This window comes from Nocardia sp. 852002-51101_SCH5132738 (assembly GCF_001665695.1).
Taxonomy (GTDB): domain Bacteria; phylum Actinomycetota; class Actinomycetes; order Mycobacteriales; family Mycobacteriaceae; genus Nocardia; species Nocardia nova.
Map to the genome: position 1 here is coordinate 129,960 of NZ_LZML01000004.1, position 13,370 is coordinate 143,329.

Genomic DNA, 13,370 nt, shown 5'->3' on the forward strand with positions numbered 1-13,370 from the left:
GGTTGGCTGTAACCGAAGCGAACACGACACAGGAGACAGCCATGACACAGCGCCCGACTCTCGACGACCCCGCCGCGCGCACCACGGCACAGCGGGTGTCCGCGCATTTCGCCGCGGAATTGCAGCGCGCGGGCGAGACCGGCGACGCCGATCTCTACGACCACTCCTTCGCCGCGGATGTGCTGTGGGGCAGCCCGTTCGGCGCCACCGTCGTCGGTTACGACCAGCTCAATCCGATTCACCACCGCCTGATGGCCGGACAGGTGGCGCCGCCCTCGACCTTCGAGGTGGTCGCCGCGACCACGCCGGCGCCGGGCGTGGTGGTGGCCCAGATCCGCAGGCAGGCAGTCGATCCCGACGGCTTCTCCGAGACGGCCATGTACGTGCTGGTGGAACGGGACGGGCGATGGTGGCTCGCGGCCGCCCAGAACACCCCGTTCCAGCCGGAGAAATCGGCACTGGGACGCACGGCGTAGCCGCCGTCACCCGGAAGCGCCGAAGACGAACCTCGGGAAATCGCCGACCGGGAGGTAGCCGATCTCCTGATAGATCTTGTTGGAGGTCGGATTGGCGAGATCGGCGAACAGACATACCTGGGAGCCGCTGTCGCGCAGCACTTTCGACACCTGCGCGGTGGCGGCGGCAGCGTACCCGCGGCGGCGGAATTCGGGAGGGGTGTAGACCGGCCCGATCCGGGTCCAGCCGTATGCGCGCCGCTGATGCGCGACCACGGAGACCGCCGCACCCTCGTCCTCCCACAGCCACCACTGCCCCGCGGCGATCCGATCGGGCACGGCACGCGGATCCGGGCCGATATCCTCCTCGCGGCGCATGCGTTCGGCCAGGCGCACACACACATCGGTATCGAATTCGCCGGCGCGGCGGACACGTCCCGGAACAGCAGGGATGCGCAACTCCCCGAGGCGATACAGTCGCGTCGTCCACTGCGGCCGAAACGCGATGCCGGACAGGCGTTGCCAGTGCACGGCGAATTCCGACGCGGAGTGCGGATCTCCCTCGACGGCCGCGACGGCGGGGTCGCGATCGAACAGGGCCGCGGCCAGCCCCGTCGCCGCCGTGGCGGGAATGTCACCCAGGTACGCGCCGTACCCGGGCGTATTCATGGCGACCCCCAGCACCGTGTCGCCCTCGCAGACCATGGCGAAGACCGGATCGACCGTTATCGCCCCGGCGGCGCAGTTGCGGAGCATCGTGGCAATGACCGTGTGCCGCAGCGGGTCTCGCGCCAGGCAGTCGCCTGCGCGGGCACGGAGTTCGAACGGGTCCGTGGTCAGCTCGATCCTCATGCCGCCAACGGTAGGCCCGTCGGATCAGCCGGCCCACCGATTTTCCGCGACGGCGGGGATCCTCAGGCCGATTGTTGCCCGTCGGCGCGGAGTTTCAGCAGGACCAGACCGGCCGTGCAGGCCAGAATCAGTCCGGCAACGGTGATTTCGACACGAAGACCCGCGATGCCGAGCACCGCGCCGACCAATCCGCCGAGGAAGATCAACCAGGCCGCGATGCGGGATGTGATCGACCAGGCGCTGCGCCCGGATTCGGCGGCAGCCGAATCACCCTGCGACACCGCGCGCGTGGGGGATGTCGAATAAGCTCCCATCACTACTCCTCGATGACGCCCACCGAGACTGTCGAAACGTCCGTTTCACCCGGTAAATAACACGCGTCTCACATGTAACTTCGCTCACACGGTACGTGCCCGACACCGAATCTCCACGCGACACGTGCCCGCGACACGCTGAACGTAACTACTTCGTTATGTGAAGTATTGGCTTTTCACGTTACCGTCCGGTATTTTGCGGACCGACCGGCATGCCTGGCCCCGGGTGCGGCTCTCGGTTACTGTGAGTCCACTCGGAAACAGTTTGAGGGAGCACCACATCCATGGACGACAGGGCGAGCACGGGGGATCGCGCCGATGAGGAGACCCCGGGCCGCCTGAACATGAAGGTCGCGGGTCCCGCAATGGCCGCCGGTGCGGTATCGCTGGGTTTGGTGTTGATCGGAGCCTGCGGAATCGGTCACAAGGACGTCTATGTCGCCCCGCCGCCGCTCGCCGCGGATCTGCAGGTGGCCACCACCCCCATCACGCGCAGCGGCACCACCACCGCCCCCGCGGTGATCATTCCGCCCTCTCCCTCCTGGCGTGTCGCGGCGAATACCCCGGCCCGGCGCACCACCTCCGCCACGGCGACCAGCACCACGACCGAGGCCGATCCGAGCTACACCGCGTTCGCACCGCCAGTGCCGACCACCACCACGACTACGCAGACTCCCCCTCCGACCACGGAACCGTCCGCCGGCGAACCGTCCGCCGATTCCGACACCACGACGACCACGCGGCCCCATCACACACCGCGCACGGTCGAGGAATCCGCACCGACGGCCGATCCCTATCTCGCGCCGACCACCGAGGACGCCGGCAACTGATCCGCACAGCGAAAAGGGTGGCGGCCGCGCGGATTCGCGACGACCGCCACCCTCACCGGTGAACCGGCGTACGGATCAGAGTTCGGCCAGGCCGTAGTCGCCGACCCGGCTGCTCAGCACACCCAGATGTTCGCGGCGGCCACCGAAGGTCTGGTCCACGGCGGTGAGCCGGGCGACGTAGTGGCTGACCGGATATTCGGTGGTGATACCGATTCCGCCGTGCATCTGCACCGCTTCCTGCCCGATGTGGCGGGCGCCGCGGCCGACCTGGAGGCGGGCCCGCGACAGCGCGATCGGATCGACCGTGCCCTCGGCCAGCGAGGCGGTCGCGTAGAAGCTCATGCTGCGAGCCAGTTCCATCGCGACGTACATGTCGGCGGCGCGCTGGGTCAGGGTCTGGAACTTCGAGAGCGTGACCCCGAACTGCTTGCGCGTCTTCAGATATTCGGTGGTCAGACGCAATGCCTCGCCCATCGCGCCGATCGACTCCGCGCACAGGCTCGCCTGGGCGGTCGCGATGGCGGTGGCGACGGCCTCCGTGGCGTCGCCGGCCTCGGCCGCGCCGAGCAGTTCGGCCGGGGCCGAGGCGAATTCGATCTGCGCACCCCGGCGTTCGTCGAACGTGCGGTAGGAGGTGCGGGTCACCCCCTCGGCATCGGCGGCCACCAGGAACAACCGCAGCACGCCGTCGGATCCGAGCGCGGTGACGACCAACTCGTCGGCGCAATCACCGTGCGGCACCCGGCTTTTCACACCGGAGAGGCGGTAGCCGTCGCCGTCTGCGGTGGCCGTGGTCGCCACCGTGAGATCCGGCCAGCGCGAACCGGCCTCCTCGTGCGCGAAGGCCAGCAGCCGGGAACCGCCGGCCACCTCGGGCAGAATCCGCTGCCGCTGCTCGGCGGTGCCGAGGGAAGCGATCAGGCCACCGGGCAGCAGGACCGCGTCCAGCAGCGGTTCCGGGGCGAGACGGCGGCCGACCTCCTCCATGACGACCATCGTCTCCACGGGGCCCGCGCCGACTCCGCCGTCCTCCTCGCTGAAAGACAGTCCGAGGACACCCAATTCGGCCAGCTGCGACCACACGTCGCGACTCCAGCCGAGTTCGGTGTCGAGCACCTTCAGCCGGCTCTCCGGGTCGTAGGCACGGGCCAGCAGATCACGCACCGTCTCACCCAGCATGACCTGTTCATCGGTCAATTCGAAATCCATGGCAGCGCCTCACAATCCGAGGATGGTGGAGGCGATGATGGTGCGCTGCACCTCGTTCGAGCCTCCGTAGATGCTGGTCTTGCGGTAGTTCAGATAGGTGGGGCCGGTGCGCTGCGCCCAATCCGGCGCGGCGATGTCGTCGGCGCCGACCGGCACCGCGTCCGGGCCCGCCACATCGAGCATCAGCTCGGTGGCCGCCTGCTGCAATTCGGTACCGCGCAACTTCAGCACCGACGACACCGGATTCGGTTTGCCCTCGGCGGAATTGGCCACCACCCGCAACAGCGTCAGTTCGAGCGCCAGCAGTTCGTTCTCCAACTCGGCGACACGCGTGGCGAAAACCGGATCCTCCAGCAGGGTGCCGGAACCCGTCGCGATCTGTGCCGCATGCTTTTTCGCGGTGGCGATAACCACCTTGGTGCGGCCCACGCCGGCGATACCCGTGCGCTCGTTGCCGAGCAGGAATTTCGCGTACGTCCAGCCCGCATTCTCCTCACCGACCAGTTGATCGGCGGGCACCCGCACGTTTTCGAAGAAGACCTCGTTGACCTCGTGCCGGCCGTCGATCAATTTGATCGGCCGCACGGTGACACCGGGCGATTTCATATCGAAGAGCAGCATCGAAATACCGGCCTGCTTCTTCGGCGCATTCGGATCGGTGCGCACCAGGCAGAAGATCCAGTCGGCGTACTGAGCCAGCGTGGTCCAGATCTTCTGGCCGTTGACGATGTAGGAATCACCGTCACGCACCGCGGTGGTGCGCAGCGACGCGAGATCGGATCCGGCGTCGGGCTCGGAGAAGCCCTGGCACCACCAGATATCGAGGGCGGCGGTCGGCGGCAGGAAGCGCTGCTTGAGTTCTTCGGAGCCGAATTGTGCGATGACCGGGCCGATCATGTTCGCGTTGAAGGTCAGCGGCTCGGGCACGCAGGCCAGCTGCATCTCGTCTTCCCAGATGTGGCGCTGCATCGAGGTCCAGTCCTGGCCGCCCCACTCCACCGGCCACTTCGGCACCGCGATGCCCTTGGCGTGCAGGAGTTTGTGGGCGGTGACGATGTCCTCGCGGGAGAGTTCCCGGCCGTTTTCGACCTTGTCCCGGATCTCGGCCGGTATCTCGGTCCGAAAGAACGTGCGTAGTTCGTCCCGGAAGGCCACCTCGTCGGGTGACAGGGCAAGTTTCATGGGCATCTCCCACCGTATTTCGTAGGTCCGAATCGAATCTACGCCTCGAATCGAACCGGTCGTCGACGGGATCATAAACGACGAATCGCGCACGATGCCGCGATCCCGAGCGGTCCGGTTCCCCCGCCGGTACGAAGGAACCTTTAGGTTGCGGCGAAATGCCCGTACGCTGCGCAATTCCCCGCGAGTGGAATAAGTTAATGATAATTCGCATGCATTCCGCCGAATTCCCCACGACGGGAAACGCGCCCGCCCGTCGACGCCGCGGCACCCGGCATCCGGGGCCGGTTTGCCGTTTCAGCAAGTTTTCTTGCCGCCACTCCGGACCATTGGTGATCCTGGGAGCAGGCGCCGACAGGGGCGCCCCGAGCGACGAGGAGTCTCATGTCCGCCACATCACCCACCGAGGCCGCGGTGTTCTGGGAGCAGCGGTATCGCGACAACGACCGGGTCTGGAGCGGTAATCCGAATCCCTTGCTGGTGCGCGAGACCACGGACCTGCGGCCCGGCCGCGCATTGGATCTGGGCTGCGGCGAAGGCGCCGACGCGGTCTGGCTGGCCGGTCAGGGCTGGCAGGTGACCGGCGTGGACATCTCGCAGACCGCGCTGGAGCGCGCCGCGGCCCACGCCGAGCAGGCCGGCCTGGGCGATCGCATCTCGTGGCAGCGACACGAACTCGGGCGCAGCTTCCCGGACGGCAGCTACGACCTGATCAACGCCCAGTTCCTGCAGTCACCGGTGGCCCTGGACCAGGACGGCGTGCTCCGCCGCGCGGCCGACGCGGTGGCGCCCGGCGGCACCCTGCTGATCGTCATGCACGCCGGATGGCCCACCTGGATGACGCCCGACGAGTACCCGTTCGAGGCCGTCTTCCCCACCCTCGACGGTGTCCTGCACGCCCTGCACCTCGGCGACGAATGGACCGTTCGCACCTGCGAGCCGGTCGAACGCGCACTGACCTCCCCGGACGGCCGTTCCGGCACCCGGGTCGACAATGTCTGGCGCCTCTCGCGCGCCGCGGCGGCCCCTAACTAGCTGCGCGGCTTGCGGCGGTCGTATTTGCGCGGACCTTCGCGGCGCGGGCCGCGGCTCAGGGAGCGATGGGACGGCGCGCCCTGGTCCAGCTGCAACTGGATCAGGACACCGCTGATCCTGGTGCGGCGCAACGCATCCAGAGTTTCCGACGACAGATCCGCGGGAAGTTCCACGAGGCTGTGGTCGGGGCGGATGCTGATGTGGCCGAAGTCGCTACGACGCAGACCGCCCTCGTTGGCGATGGCGCCGACGATCGCGCCGGGCACCACCCGGTGCCGTTTGCCGACCGCGATGCGGTAGGTGGCCATCTCCGCGCCGGTGGCCCGGTGGTGCTGCGGCCCGCCCTCCGGGCGGCGCTCGCGATCCTCTCGGGGGGCACGTTCGCGACGCGGCGGGCGGATCGGCTCAGCCTCGGCCTCCATGAAGAAGTTGTCGCCGTCGTGGCCGCCCACCGCCAGGGCGGCGGCGATGTCGGCGAGCGGGATGTTGTGCTCGGCCTCGTAGTCCTCGATCAGCTTGCGGAACAGCGCGAGATTCGACGACGCCAGATTCTCGGTGATCGCGTCGTGGAATTTGACCACGCGCTGAGCGTTCACGTCGTCGACGCTGGGCAACTGCATCTCGGTCAGCGGCTGGCGGGTGGCGCGCTCGATCGCATCCAGCAGGCGGCGTTCGCGCGGCGCGACGAACAGCAGCGCCTCACCGGTGCGTCCGGCCCGGCCGGTGCGGCCGATGCGATGCACATAGGACTCGGTGTCGTGCGGGATGTCGTAGTTGACCACATGCGAGATGCGGTCGACATCGAGTCCGCGCGCGGCCACATCGGTGGCGACCAGGATGTCGAGGGCGCCGGACTTCAGCTGGCCGATGGTGCGTTCGCGCTGGTTCTGCGCGATGTCGCCGTTGATCGCGGCGGCCGAGTAGCCGCGCGCGCGCAGTTTCTCGGCCAGTTCTTCGGTGGCCTGCTTGGTGCGCACGAAGAGGATCATCGCCTCGAACGGCTCGACCTCGAGAATCCTGGTCAGCGCGTCGAGTTTGCGGTGATGCGATACGTGCACCCAGCGCTGCGAGATGTTGGTGTTGGTCGAGGTCTTGGACTTGACCGTGATCTCGACCGGATCCTTGAGGTACTGCTTGGAGATCTTGCGGATCACCGACGGCATGGTGGCCGAGAACAGCGCCACCTGCTTCTCCGCGGGAGTGTCGCGCAGAATGCGTTCGACGTCCTCCTGAAAACCCATCTTCAGCATCTCGTCGGCCTCGTCGAGCACGAGATACCGCAGCTCGGTGAGGTCGAGGGTGCCACGCTCGAGGTGGTCGATGACCCGGCCCGGCGTGCCGACGACGACCTGCGCGCCGCGGCGCAGACCCTGCAACTGGACCGCGTAGTTCTGACCGCCGTAGATCGGCAGCACGTGGATTCCCGGCAGATGCGACGAGTAACGGCCGAACGCCTCGGCCACCTGGATCGCCAGTTCACGGGTCGGTGCGAGCACCAGCGCCTGCGGCGGCTTCGGCCGCTTCTCCAGGCCCATCAGAATCGGGATGGCGAAGGCCGCCGTCTTACCGGTGCCGGTCTGGGCCAGGCCGACGACATCGGCGCCCGCGAGCAGCGGCGGAATGGTGGCCGCCTGGATCGGGGAGGGGGACTCGTAGCCGACATCGACGATCGCCGCGAGCAGCCGATCGTCGATGCCGAGATCGGCGAACGACGGTTCGGTCGCGCCGGCCGTGACGTCCGCTCCGCTACCGTCGCGAGACCCGGTGGCGGCGTCCGCGGGCCCTTCGTGGTTGCGCGCGTCTGCGCCTTCGGGCCTGTCGTCCCCGCCGCCGGGCACGCTGTCGACCGATGAGTTGTTCATATTGACCAGCAGTTTAATGCCTTGCGGTGGCCGCCCGGACCATCGGGCCAATACGGTGAGACCTATGCAACCGCAGCCGCCGCCCTCGCGCGCCGTTCCGGAGCCCGCCGAACCCCTGCGGCCCACCGCATCTGCGCCCGCCGAGCCGAATTCTCCGGGCGGCGCCGGAGCGCGCGTGAGTGACGAATCCGACACCGCCGACGCACCCGGAACGACCCGGGCGCACACCGCCGAACCGATCGGCAGCCCTGTCCCGATCGTGATCACCTACTCGACGACCGCGGAGGCGGGGCGGCCCGCGCCCGCGGTGGCCGGTGAACTCGAACCCCGGCCCGCCGCCCGACCGGCGCCCACCCCGGCTCCGGCGCAAGCGGTCGACATCGCGGTCGTCCAGTTCGGGCCCTATACCGACAAGGCCGCCAATCTCGCCGCGCTGCGCGACCATGTTCGCGCCGCTGCCGAACACGGCGCGAAAGTGGTTGTCGCTCCGGAGTATTCGATGTTCGCCGTGAAGCGGCTGGACGAACGGGTAGTGGCGGCGGCCGAACCGATCACGGGCCCGTGGGCGAGCGAATTGCGCGGGCTCGCCGCGGAATTCGGCGTGCACGTGGTCGCCGGCGTCGTCGAGGCGCCGGGCGGGCAGATCACCGACCGGATCTACAACACGCTGATCGCGGCCGGTCCCGATGCCGAGTTCGCGGCGATCTACCGCAAGGTGCATCTCTACGACGCGTTCGGATTCCGCGAATCGGAGGTGGTCGCCCCCGGCCCGATCGAGGATCCCGCCACCTTCACCGTCGACGGCGTGACCTTCGGTCTGCAGACCTGCTTCGACCTGCGCTTTCCGGAGGGCTGCCGCCGGGTGGCGGCCGCGGGCGCGCAGGTGTTGCTCCTTCCCGCGCAATGGATTCCGGGACCGGGCAAACTCGATCAGTGGACCACGCTGCTCCGCGCTCGCGCGATCGAGAACACGGTCTACGTGGCCGCCGCCGACCACTGCGCCCCGCGCGGTGCGGGCGCGTCGATGATCGTCGACCCTTCCGGCAATCCGCTGGCCGAACTCGGTGATGCCCCCGGGATCGCCACCAGCCGCGTCGACCTCGATCACCTGCGCCAGATCCGCACCACCAACCCCAGCCTGAGCCTGCGCCGATTCACCGTCGAGCCATAGACTGGACGGCACCATGATCTATCCGGATCGTCGGTCGGCCGGTCGCACGCTGGGTGAATCGCTGTCGCACCTGCGGGCGTGGCATCCTCTCGTGCTGGGACTGCCGCGCGGCGGGGTGCCGGTCGCGGCCGCCGTGCGCGAGGTCATCGGCGGAGATCTGGATGTGCTGCTCGTCCGGAAACTCGGCGTGCCGTGGCAACCCGAACTGGCGATGGGGGCGATCGGCGAGGACGGGGTCCGGGTTCTCAACGACGACGTGGTGCGGCAGACCGGCGTGCGATCCGAACAGATCGCCGCCGTGGAGGAGGCCGAGCGCGCGGAATTGTCCCGCCGGCAGCGGATGGTGCGCGTGCAGGTGCCGCGAGTGCCGATTCACGATCGCGCGGTGGTGATCGTCGACGACGGGATGGCCACGGGCGCGACGGTCGCCGCGGCGTGCCGCGTGGCGCAATCGCACCGGCCCCGCTGGATCACGGTGGCGGTGCCGGTGTCCTCGATCGAGGCGATCGAGCGGCTGCGCGGCCTGGCCCGGGAGACGGTGTGCCCGCTGATTCCGCGTTCCCTCGGCGGGGTCGGCGGGGCCTATCGCGATTTCCATCAACTCGACGACGAGGAAATGCTGGACCTGTTGCGCACGGCGCACCAGCCCGACCCAGTTCTCGGCCTGGGTGCCGGCGAGGGGACGTTTGACCTCGGCCGGCGCTCCCGCCGCCAGGACTCCCTCGGGGATTTCGGTTCCGGGCTGGACCAGCGAGTGCGCGGCGATCATCGAACCGGCGCCGATCGTGGCCATATCGAGCACCGTGCTGCCGTTGCCGACGATCGCCTCGGCTCCGACGCTCGCGCCGTGCAGGACCACGCTGTGCGCGATCGTGGCGCCGGGCCCCACCTCCACGGGCACGTCGGGCGGGGTGTGAATCACGGTGTTGTCCTGCACATTCGCCCGCTCGCGGACGATGATCGGCGCGAGGTCGGCGCGCAGCACGGCGCCGTACCAGACCGAAGCGTTCGCCTCCACGCGCACATCGCCGATCAGGGTGGCGGTCGGCGCGATGAACGCGGTCGGATCCACCTGGGGGCGTTTACCTTCGAATTCGTAGCAGGGCATGCGTTCTCACCATTCGTTGTCGTCGGCGACCACTCGTTCCGCGGCCGCGACCATCGGGCGCAATTGCGCGGCAAAGGTTTCCGCGGTGACGCCGACGATATCGACCTCCGCGCGGGTGCGGACCGCGTAACGGCCGTCGCCGGTGACGTCGATCCAGCACAGCACGCCGAGCGGGCGCATGCTGTCGTCGGCGCGACGCGCGGAGACCACGATCTGACCGATGCCGTCGCGGGGCTGCTTGAGCAACCGCCGCATCCGCGCCGTGGTGGAGGGACCGGCGACCGGCACGGTCACCAGATCGCGACTGTCCTCGCGCACCCGGTCCAGCGGTGCGGTGCGGCGCGGTTCGGCCCCGGCCGGGCATTCCGGCAGCAGCGAGACCACCCGGGCCGCGAGGGTGCCCGAATTCCCGACGAACAGCCGCACGTCGCCGCCGCGATCGGGCGCGCTGCCGTGGCGCTGGGCCGCGACCACGGTGATGTGACCGGCGGCCGCGCCCAGCACCCGGACGGGCCGAGCCTCCCCCGCGCCGTGTTCGCCGAACACCTCGACGCATACGGTGGGCCGGGCGAGCAGTCGCAGCGCCGCCTCCAGATCGGGGTCCACGGTGCGGTCGCACCATTCGGTCAGCTCCGGGAGCTGCGCGGCCCGTTCGGCACTGTCGCGGGCGGACAATCGCACGGCGAGCGGATACGGGATCCGGTCACCGTCGATCCGTTGCCACGCCATCGCGAATTGATCGGGCGTCAGCGTCCATTTCACCGCCGCCGGACCGCCTCGGCTCCGGCCGTGACCCCGCGGTCAGTCATCCTCGGACCATTCGCCCAGCACGGGTGGGGTGGTCGGGTCGAGGTGCCCGACCAGTTCGCCGCCCGGCTCGGCCGGTTCGAGGAAGGTCGGCTCGTCGTCGAATTCGGAGTAGTAGTCCTCGTCCTCGTCCTCGTCGACACGGCGGATCGGCTTCGCCGCCACCGGGGTCGACGGTCCCTGTCGCACGGCATCGCCCGCGGCGAACGCGCCCCCGGCCAGGCCGCCCACGATGCCCGCGCCCATGCCGGACATCGAGTCGGCGCCGGGGTTGCGGTCCTGGTCGTGGTCGTCGCGCTTGGTCGAATCGGAATTCTGCGCCGTCGACGCCGGGCCGGTGGCCGCCCCGGCGGGACCCACGGCGGCCGCGGGGACCACACCGGGAGCGAGCGGTGCCCCGGCCGCGGGCTGCGCGGCAACGGACGGTTTCGACTGCGCGACACCATGATTCGTGGTCGCTACCACCGGCACCTCGGAGACCGCGGCGGCGGGAAGCGTGGTGTTCACCGGAGTCGTGATCGGTGTCGCGGGCTCTACGAGCGTCGGTGCGACCGCGGCGGGCGCCACGGCCGCGGGCCGATCGGCGGCCGGCTGGTCACCGCCGGGCCGGTCGCCGTCGGGCCGGTCGCCGCCCGGTTCGCTCGGCCGATCCCCCGGAGCCGCTTCCGGCCCCTGCGGTCCGTCCACGGTCGGCGTCACCCGAGAGCCCGTCACCCGGCCGACCAGATCCGCACTGCCGCCACCCGGTGCGGTCGCCTCGTCACCCGGTGGCACGACAGCGGGATTCGGGTACATGCCGCCGTCGGGAAACGCCGGCACGCTGTCGCCGGTGCGCAGGAAGACACCGGCATAGACCGAATCCATCACCCGCACGGCGTCCTGCCGCACGTTCTCGGCGCTCTTCTGCACGACGACGTTGGCGGCCGCCTGTTTCGGATCCAGCAGTCCCGCTTCCAGATCCGGATGTGCGGTCACCTGTTGCGATACCGAGGCGCGCAATGTCTCGGCTGCGTCGTTGGCCTGCGCGAGTCGTTGTCCGACAACCGCCATCACATCGGACAGCTGCTGGCCCAGCCGTTCGAAGGCGGTCACCGCGTCGGCGGCCAGTTGCGCGGCACCACCGCGCCAGCCGTCGGCGATGGCGCCGCGGATTTCGGTATGCGCGGACTGGACGGCATCGGCCATCCCGGCCGCCGAACTCTGCCAGGCCTGGCGGCCGGCGGTGAGGATCTCGGGATTCAATTCCTGGACCCCACACTGGATTTCGCGATGGGTGAGGTTGTCGAACACCTCGACCGTCGGGGCGTAATCCGGGTCGGTATGCCCCTGCGCCGGCGGTGTTCCGTTGCCGCTGACCCTATGCATGTCCGACCCCCACCGGCTGCGACGGCTGTACCACGACCGCGGGTGGTGCGGTCTTCCCGATCGCCGCGGCGGCATCGGCATCGTGCTGGGCATAGGCGGCCGCGGCGGCACGCAGCGTCTGCGCCAATTGCCGTGCGGCATCGGCATATTCGCGTAACCGATCGACCGCGTCGGCGGCCTTGCTCTCGAAACCGCGGCGCAGCGACTGCCCCGACTCGAAGCCGCCGAATCCGGGCAGCGACGCGGCCGCGCCGAGGATGCGGATCTGCTGCTCGACCTGCTCGGCCAGTGACTCGTATCGACGCGCGCAGCGTTCGTGGGTGCCGTCGCCCACCAGTACGCCGTCGATCCACAGCTCTCCGTCGTCGACCGCCTGGGCCAGCGCACCGACATCGTTGCGCAGATCCCCGGCCTCTTGTGACTGCATCGCGGTCCCCCTTTCTCAACCCACTTCCGCGGCGCGGTAACGACGGTCCGCGACCTCGCGAATCCACTCCGCGATATCGGCGGTGACTGCCGCGTGCACCGGCTCGTGCAGCAAATCGTGCCCGGCATCGGTGTACTCGTGCAACCCCACCGACCGGTGCCGGGCCGACCATTCGCGCGCGGAGTCGATCGGTGCGCGACGGTCGTCCACACCGTGCAGCGCCAGGATCGGTAGTCCGGGTGGCAGGGCGGCGGGCGATTCGGCGGCCCGTTTCGGGGTGCCGGTCAGCACCATGCCCGCGCACCCGGCCATCTCCGGCAGCGACATCGACGCGAGACAGGTCGCCGCGCCCAGCGAGTGGCCCGCCAGGAACAGCGGCGGATCGGGCTGCTCGGCGCGCATCGCCCGCACCAGCGCGGCGGTGTCGGCCGCCAGTTCGGGGAGCGTTCCCGGCGCCGCCGGGTCGCCTTCGCTCAGCCCCTGACCCGCGGTGTCCAGACACCAGAGCTCGATCTCGCGCGCACCCAGGGCACGACCGAACCGATGGTAATGCCCGCTGTGCTGGCCGGTTCCGGGCAGGAACGCCACCACCGCCACCGGCCGCTCCACCGGCCACCGCCGATAGTGCAGTCGACCGCGGGCACCCTGGAAGTACGGCATCACCCCATTGTCACGGGCGGGTCGCCGGTGAGCGGGCCCGGCCCGGCGAAGTGAGACCGATATCCGACACGCCCCCCTCACGCCACGCCGTAC

Annotated in this window: 13 protein-coding genes and 2 pseudogenes; 5 read left to right on the top strand and 10 right to left on the bottom strand. The window is 69.4% G+C overall.

Annotated elements, in window-relative coordinates; all coding sequences use genetic code 11:
• Positions 1-41 precede the first annotated feature (41 nt).
• Positions 42-476, top strand: a complete 435-nt coding sequence (locus tag A5789_RS00740) for an SgcJ/EcaC family oxidoreductase (RefSeq protein WP_064901713.1) — start codon at positions 42-44, stop codon at positions 474-476.
• A 6-nt stretch (positions 477-482) separates the two neighbouring features.
• On the opposite strand, the gene A5789_RS00745 is transcribed toward A5789_RS00740, so the two are convergent.
• Entirely contained in the window at positions 483-1,307 is an 825-nt protein-coding gene (locus A5789_RS00745; protein WP_064901714.1) for a GNAT family N-acetyltransferase, read from the bottom strand.
• 62 nt (positions 1,308-1,369) lie between these two features.
• Entirely contained in the window at positions 1,370-1,621 is a 252-nt protein-coding gene (locus A5789_RS00750; RefSeq protein ID WP_146098635.1) for a hypothetical protein, read from the bottom strand.
• 284 nt (positions 1,622-1,905) lie between these two features.
• Between A5789_RS00750 and A5789_RS00755 the strand changes: the two genes are divergently transcribed.
• Entirely contained in the window at positions 1,906-2,451 is a 546-nt protein-coding gene (locus A5789_RS00755) for a hypothetical protein (RefSeq protein ID WP_063016918.1), read from the top strand.
• 75 nt (positions 2,452-2,526) lie between these two features.
• Here the strand turns inward: A5789_RS00755 and A5789_RS00760 are convergent, their stop codons facing one another.
• Both A5789_RS00760 and A5789_RS00765 read right to left on the bottom strand, forming a co-directional pair.
• Positions 2,527-3,660 (bottom strand): acyl-CoA dehydrogenase family protein, encoded by a 1,134-nt coding sequence (locus tag A5789_RS00760; RefSeq protein ID WP_064901715.1) that lies wholly within the window; start codon positions 3,658-3,660, stop codon positions 2,527-2,529.
• A 9-nt stretch (positions 3,661-3,669) separates the two neighbouring features.
• Positions 3,670-4,842 (bottom strand): acyl-CoA dehydrogenase family protein, encoded by a 1,173-nt coding sequence (locus A5789_RS00765; protein WP_030514965.1) that lies wholly within the window; start codon positions 4,840-4,842, stop codon positions 3,670-3,672.
• Between the two features lie 384 nt (positions 4,843-5,226).
• Here A5789_RS00765 and A5789_RS00770 point away from each other — a divergent pair, with 384 nt between their 5' ends.
• Positions 5,227-5,877: a bifunctional 2-polyprenyl-6-hydroxyphenol methylase/3-demethylubiquinol 3-O-methyltransferase UbiG gene (locus A5789_RS00770; protein WP_064901716.1), complete on the top strand. Its 651-nt coding sequence runs from the start codon at positions 5,227-5,229 to the stop codon at positions 5,875-5,877.
• Here A5789_RS00770 and A5789_RS00775 read toward each other — a convergent pair.
• Positions 5,874-7,739, bottom strand: a complete 1,866-nt coding sequence (locus A5789_RS00775; protein ID WP_082940375.1) for a DEAD/DEAH box helicase — start codon at positions 7,737-7,739, stop codon at positions 5,874-5,876. The genes A5789_RS00770 and A5789_RS00775 overlap by 4 nt on opposite strands.
• Before the next feature lie 379 nt (positions 7,740-8,118).
• On the opposite strand from A5789_RS00775, the gene A5789_RS00780 reads away from it, so the two are divergent.
• Positions 8,119-8,910 (top strand): carbon-nitrogen hydrolase family protein, encoded by a 792-nt coding sequence (locus A5789_RS00780; protein WP_063016956.1) that lies wholly within the window; start codon positions 8,119-8,121, stop codon positions 8,908-8,910.
• A gap of 13 nt (positions 8,911-8,923) precedes the next feature.
• Positions 8,924-9,541 (top strand): annotated as a pseudogene (locus A5789_RS35180) (phosphoribosyltransferase); the annotation flags it as partial.
• A 12-nt stretch (positions 9,542-9,553) separates the two neighbouring features.
• On the opposite strand, the pseudogene A5789_RS35185 reads toward A5789_RS35180, so the two are convergent.
• From A5789_RS35185 to A5789_RS00805, 5 genes and pseudogenes are all read right to left on the bottom strand, one after another.
• Positions 9,554-10,018: pseudogene (locus A5789_RS35185) on the bottom strand (gamma carbonic anhydrase family protein); the annotation flags it as partial.
• Positions 10,019-10,024: 6 nt separating this feature from the next.
• A complete protein-coding gene (locus A5789_RS00790; protein ID WP_063016928.1) occupies positions 10,025-10,780 on the bottom strand; it encodes an ESX secretion-associated protein EspG in 756 nt (251 codons plus the stop codon).
• Positions 10,781-10,819: 39 nt separating this feature from the next.
• The gene (locus A5789_RS00795) at positions 10,820-12,190 is read right to left on the bottom strand and encodes a WXG100 family type VII secretion target (protein WP_064901718.1); all 1,371 of its coding nucleotides are present in this window, start codon (positions 12,188-12,190) and stop codon (positions 10,820-10,822) included.
• Entirely contained in the window at positions 12,183-12,617 is a 435-nt protein-coding gene (locus tag A5789_RS00800; RefSeq protein ID WP_063016931.1) for a hypothetical protein, read from the bottom strand. The genes A5789_RS00795 and A5789_RS00800 overlap by 8 nt, the downstream gene beginning before the upstream one ends.
• A gap of 15 nt (positions 12,618-12,632) precedes the next feature.
• Entirely contained in the window at positions 12,633-13,277 is a 645-nt protein-coding gene (locus tag A5789_RS00805) for an alpha/beta hydrolase (RefSeq protein ID WP_063016933.1), read from the bottom strand.
• Positions 13,278-13,370 lie beyond the last annotated feature (93 nt).

Coding starts and splice junctions, on each gene's coding strand:
- A5789_RS00740 (WP_064901713.1), top strand. CDS start 42: ATGACACAGCGCCCGACTCTCGACGACCCCGCCGCGCGCACCACGGCA.
- A5789_RS00745 (WP_064901714.1), bottom strand. CDS start 1,307: ATGAGGATCGAGCTGACCACGGACCCGTTCGAACTCCGTGCCCGCGCA.
- A5789_RS00750 (WP_146098635.1), bottom strand. CDS start 1,621: ATGGGAGCTTATTCGACATCCCCCACGCGCGCGGTGTCGCAGGGTGAT.
- A5789_RS00755 (WP_063016918.1), top strand. CDS start 1,906: ATGGACGACAGGGCGAGCACGGGGGATCGCGCCGATGAGGAGACCCCG.
- A5789_RS00760 (WP_064901715.1), bottom strand. CDS start 3,660: ATGGATTTCGAATTGACCGATGAACAGGTCATGCTGGGTGAGACGGTG.
- A5789_RS00765 (WP_030514965.1), bottom strand. CDS start 4,842: ATGAAACTTGCCCTGTCACCCGACGAGGTGGCCTTCCGGGACGAACTA.
- A5789_RS00770 (WP_064901716.1), top strand. CDS start 5,227: ATGTCCGCCACATCACCCACCGAGGCCGCGGTGTTCTGGGAGCAGCGG.
- A5789_RS00775 (WP_082940375.1), bottom strand. CDS start 7,739: ATGAACAACTCATCGGTCGACAGCGTGCCCGGCGGCGGGGACGACAGG.
- A5789_RS00795 (WP_064901718.1), bottom strand. CDS start 12,190: ATGCATAGGGTCAGCGGCAACGGAACACCGCCGGCGCAGGGGCATACC.
- A5789_RS00800 (WP_063016931.1), bottom strand. CDS start 12,617: ATGCAGTCACAAGAGGCCGGGGATCTGCGCAACGATGTCGGTGCGCTG.
- A5789_RS00805 (WP_063016933.1), bottom strand. CDS start 13,277: ATGCCGTACTTCCAGGGTGCCCGCGGTCGACTGCACTATCGGCGGTGG.